This is a genomic window from Undibacterium sp. Ji42W, assembly GCF_049340405.1.
Classification (GTDB): Bacteria; Pseudomonadota; Gammaproteobacteria; order Burkholderiales; family Burkholderiaceae_D; genus Undibacterium.
The window spans coordinates 1-4,470 of sequence record NZ_JBMPOV010000034.1; the positions used below are offsets into that span (position 1 = coordinate 1).

General features: G+C 49.1%; 1 protein-coding gene. It reads left to right on the forward strand.

All coding sequences use genetic code 11. From position 1 onward, the window contains the following. Positions 1 to 86 precede the first annotated feature (86 nt). On the forward strand, positions 87 to 4,470 hold a 4,384-nt coding region (locus ACO0LG_RS29445; protein ID WP_423032159.1), incomplete at its 3' end, for a carboxypeptidase regulatory-like domain-containing protein.

The following is a 4,470-nucleotide window of genomic DNA, read 5'->3' on the forward strand; positions in this document are numbered from 1 at the left end:
TCGGCTCAGTGCGTTTATTTCAGGGGTCTGCTGTGCTTCAAAATGTCGGTACTTTTGTGCGAAACCTATTGGTTGGCGCTCTTTTTTTGTTCACCTTGTTAGTACATGGCGCTTATGCACAAACCACTGGCCCCGTGGTAAATGGCCTGAAATGGCTTAATACGCAGATACTCTCAGACGGCAAGCTGAGTAATGAGGCTCAGTCTATTGCAACTCCGTTGCAAGCGCGTGCAGAAGTAGCTCAGACTTTGCAGTTACTGGCAAGCACTCCAGCAAATTTATTAACTTCCCTATCCTCTGAACCAGATGCCAGTACTGAATACTTGGCGCGTAAAATCATAGCGCTTGCTACCGCCAAAGGTGATGCCAGCGTGCTGATGGCAAAAATGCTTAATCGCGTCAATGTCGACGGTGGTTTTGGCGGTGCTCCAGGCTACGCCAGTAATGTACTGGATACTTCCCTGGCTTTGATTGCTCTGAAACAGGCAGACCGCACAGATGGTGTTGCTGCAGCTATCGCTTACTTGCAATCAGTGCAGGGAACAGATGGCTCTTTCCAGCTAAATGGCAGAATTGACCTTTACAGCAGTATTTATGCACTCGCTGCTTACCGTGCTCATGCCAGTACCTTGCCGCTTACCGCATCCATACAAGTGTTGACGACTTACCTCATGGCGCAGCAATCGTCACCTGGTAGCTGGAACAGCTCAGTTTTCCTGAGCTGTCTTGCGTATGAGAGCTTGCATGATTTTATTCCTGCAGTACCTACGGCCACTGCTGTGCAAACTTATCTCTTGAATGCACAGTTGCCAGATGGTAGCTGGGGTGGTGATCCCTATCAAACGGCATTGGCACTGCGTGCCTTGAGTATCAGCCAGTATGTCCCCGCCGATCCAAGCCTGGCAATCATCAAAGGTAAATTGCTTGAGAGTCAGACCGGTCTTGCCATCGCTGGTGCGCGCGTTGTGCTTGCCGGCTCCAAAACAGTTGAGCTGACGACCGGTGCCGATGGTAATTTTAGCTTCGCCAACCAGACTCCCGGTAATTACTCCCTGAGTTTCTCGCTGGCGAATTACACTAGCTTGAGTGCCACTACCAAAGTCGCTGCAGGTCAAGTCATGGACCTGGGCGTCCTCAAATTATCCAAAATCAGTACTGCAACAACAGCAACTATTTATGGTGTGGTGTCTGATGCACTTAGCGGTGTGCCTGTGCCCGGGGTGCTTGTTTCAGGTGCTGCATTCAGTGCGGTAACTGACATGAACGGCAGCTACCAGTTTGTCAATGTTCCAGCAGGAGATGTGCCGCTGACCGTCAGCAAACTGGGCTACAAAACGGTTAACAATATTATTCGCGTTGCGGCGGGTGCTACGGCTGTTTACTCACCTAAGATTTCCGCTTCTGGTAATAGCTCTGATGTGACCAGCACTAGCGTTTTTGGTCAGGTGATGGATGCAGGAAGCAATCAGGTGCTCGCTGGCGTTGATATTACGATAGTGGATGCAGCCGGGCCTCATACCTTGAAATCTGATGCCAATGGTAAATTCGTTCAAGGGAATGTGCTAAAAGACGCGAACGGCATGGTCAGCATGACATTCAAACTTGGTCAATACCTTGATACTAACACCGTTGTCTTCATAGATGGCCAGTCCACTGTTGATATGGGACAGATACGCATGCGTAAGGTCAAGGCAGCAGTTCTCTTGCCACAAATTTCCCTTGCACGTATAGACCGGAAAAATGCACTTACCAATCCACAATCACTGGAACTGTCAGGTTTCCTCAGTGTTACTCTGCAGAATACGGGTACCGCTGATGTCCCGGCAGGTATCAAATTACTGGCGTTTAACGACACCAATAAAAATCGTTTATTTGACGGTAATATCGACTTGAAACTAGGTTCAGCCAGCCTGGCGAGTTCAATAGCGCCGGGGCAGACAGTTGTGGTTCAGGTTCCGGTGAGCGGACTTTTGCCATTCAGAGATGCGCCTATTATTGTCTGGGCAGATAGCGAACAAAGCCTGGTACAGATTAGCAAGGATGATAATCTGAAGTCCAGTGCAGACTTTATTGAAATCAAACCTGATTCCACATTATTTCAACCTAAATTGAAATGGCAGTGGGCAGGTGGTACAACCATGCCTGACTATAATCAGGTGGAAATGGCACCTCTGGTCATGCCTGCTGGTAAGGGCAGCAAGTCTTCAAACATCATTTTTGCATCGTACCGCCATCCATCTTATCGTGATGGAATACTGCGTATCGTCAATGGTAAAGACGGCAGCGAAGTTCTCACCGTAACTGATCCGGCTTATCGTATTTCTCCCCTTAGCCATATGGCAGCTGCAGATATTGATGGATCTGGAGAAATTACCATCATTGCTCAAAAGGCAGATAACGGCCTGATTGCTTTCAGCAGTAAGGGCGCTGTCAAATGGATGGTGCCTGGGACACAATTTGTCTCTGCGTGGCATGGCGGCGGCATCAGTATTGCTGATCTTGATGGTGATGGTAAGGCCGAGATCATTTATGGTAAAACAGTTTTCAATTACGACGGCACTTTGCGCTGGAATGGCAGCGGTGACTTTATCGGCGATAATTATTTGCGAGGTTCTGCTGACGTCGTTGCCCCATACTCCATCGTTGCCGATATTAACCGGACTGGCCGCCCAGCGGTTATTGCCGGTGCATCTGCTTATGATGCAGATGGTCGTTTGTTATGGCAAAACAATGCAGTTGGAGACGGTTTTACCGCAGTCGCCAATTTCACAGGCGATCGTTATCCCCAGATCGTCTCCGTCAACAGTGGTAAAGTGTATTTGCTTGACCACAATGGCGCAATTATCTGGGGCCCGGTTTACCTTCCTGGCGGTGGTCACGGTGGTGTCCCTGTGATTGCTGACATGGATGGCGATGGTATTCCTGAAATTGGTATAGCAGGTGCTTTTGCGTATACAGTATTCGGCGCAGACGGTAGTATCAAATGGAATGTTCCGACTTATGATATTTCATCCGCCACAGGTTCCAGCGTGTTTGACTTTGCGGGTGACCACAAAGCCAAGGTGGTATATGCCGATCAGTTCAATCTGAAAGTATATGACAGCGCCAATGCCAAAGAACTATTCAGTATCCCAAACACATCTGACACTTCTTTTGAAATGGCAGTTGTTGCCGACGTGGACAACGATGGACATGCTGATCTGATCGTCCCGCAAAGTTCTGGTTCTGCCGTAGGCCTGCGTATTTATCAGGATGTGAATAATGCATGGGTAGGCGTTCGCAGTATATGGAACCAACATAGCTATCACATTACAAATATCAATGATGACGGCACAGTTCCTCGCGTTGAAAAAAATAGCTGGGAAGTCAATAATAATTATCGCCTGAACGCGAGAGTAGACATTTCAGCGACAGCTGCCCCTGATGTGACCGCATCCTTTATACGGATCAATGATCAGGGTGGGGTCAAACCGTCAGGCCTCACCGTCAGGATAGGTAATGCCGGTTTGCTGCCAATAGCTGGGGGTACACCAATCGCGTTTTACAGCGGGCAAGTGGGAGGCAGCAATTTGCTCGGTACGGCAGTCACCGGCATTGACCTCAATACAAATGAATATCAGGACGTCACCCTGAATTATTCAGGTTCTATGGCCAATATCAAAACCCTCGTTGTTGTCGCAGATGACGACGGCAAGGGCGCTCACATGCTCAGCGATTTTGATATCAGCAATAACTCTGTGTCGTTTGGCCTTGATGGTTTGGCGGGCTCATTCGGTATTGCAGTCAATACAGATGCAGGCAGCTATCCGTCCAATACCAATGTCCAGCTTACTGCCACGGTAAAAAACCTGGGTAGTTTCGATAACAATGCACAGATACAGTTTGTTGTGCAAACTGTCGATGGTGTTAACGTAGTCATACTGCCCAAACAGGTAGTAAAAATAGGCGCAACCGCACAAAGTCAGGTGCTTGGTGTCTGGAATACAGGTTCTACTATTGCAGGTAAATACCAGGTCCTTGCGCAATTGCTGGATACAAATGGCGTAGCATATACCCAGGCACAAACAGCCCTCACCATAGGCAGTGACAATACCGTCCTGACCGCCAAACTCAGTACTGACAAAACCAGCTATGGGCCGGCAGATACCGTACAGTTAAGTGATGTCATCAGCAATGCCACACAAAACCTGCCAGTCGATAACATCCAGGTCGTCACCACCGTGACCAACCCAGACGGCACAGTACGCTTCACTAAAACCGAAATCCTGGCCCAACTGCCAGCGGCAAATACAAAAAACTATGCCTACAGCCTGCCACTGAGTGGTGCAGCGCCTGGCCAATATGCAGTCAAGGTCACAGCAACTGCTGGCACCACCACGGTGCAGTCTACAAGCAGCTTTGCGGTGACAGCTTCTTCCAGCAATGGCAGTGGCCTGACAGGAACTGTCGTCGTCAGCCCGGCGCAGGTCG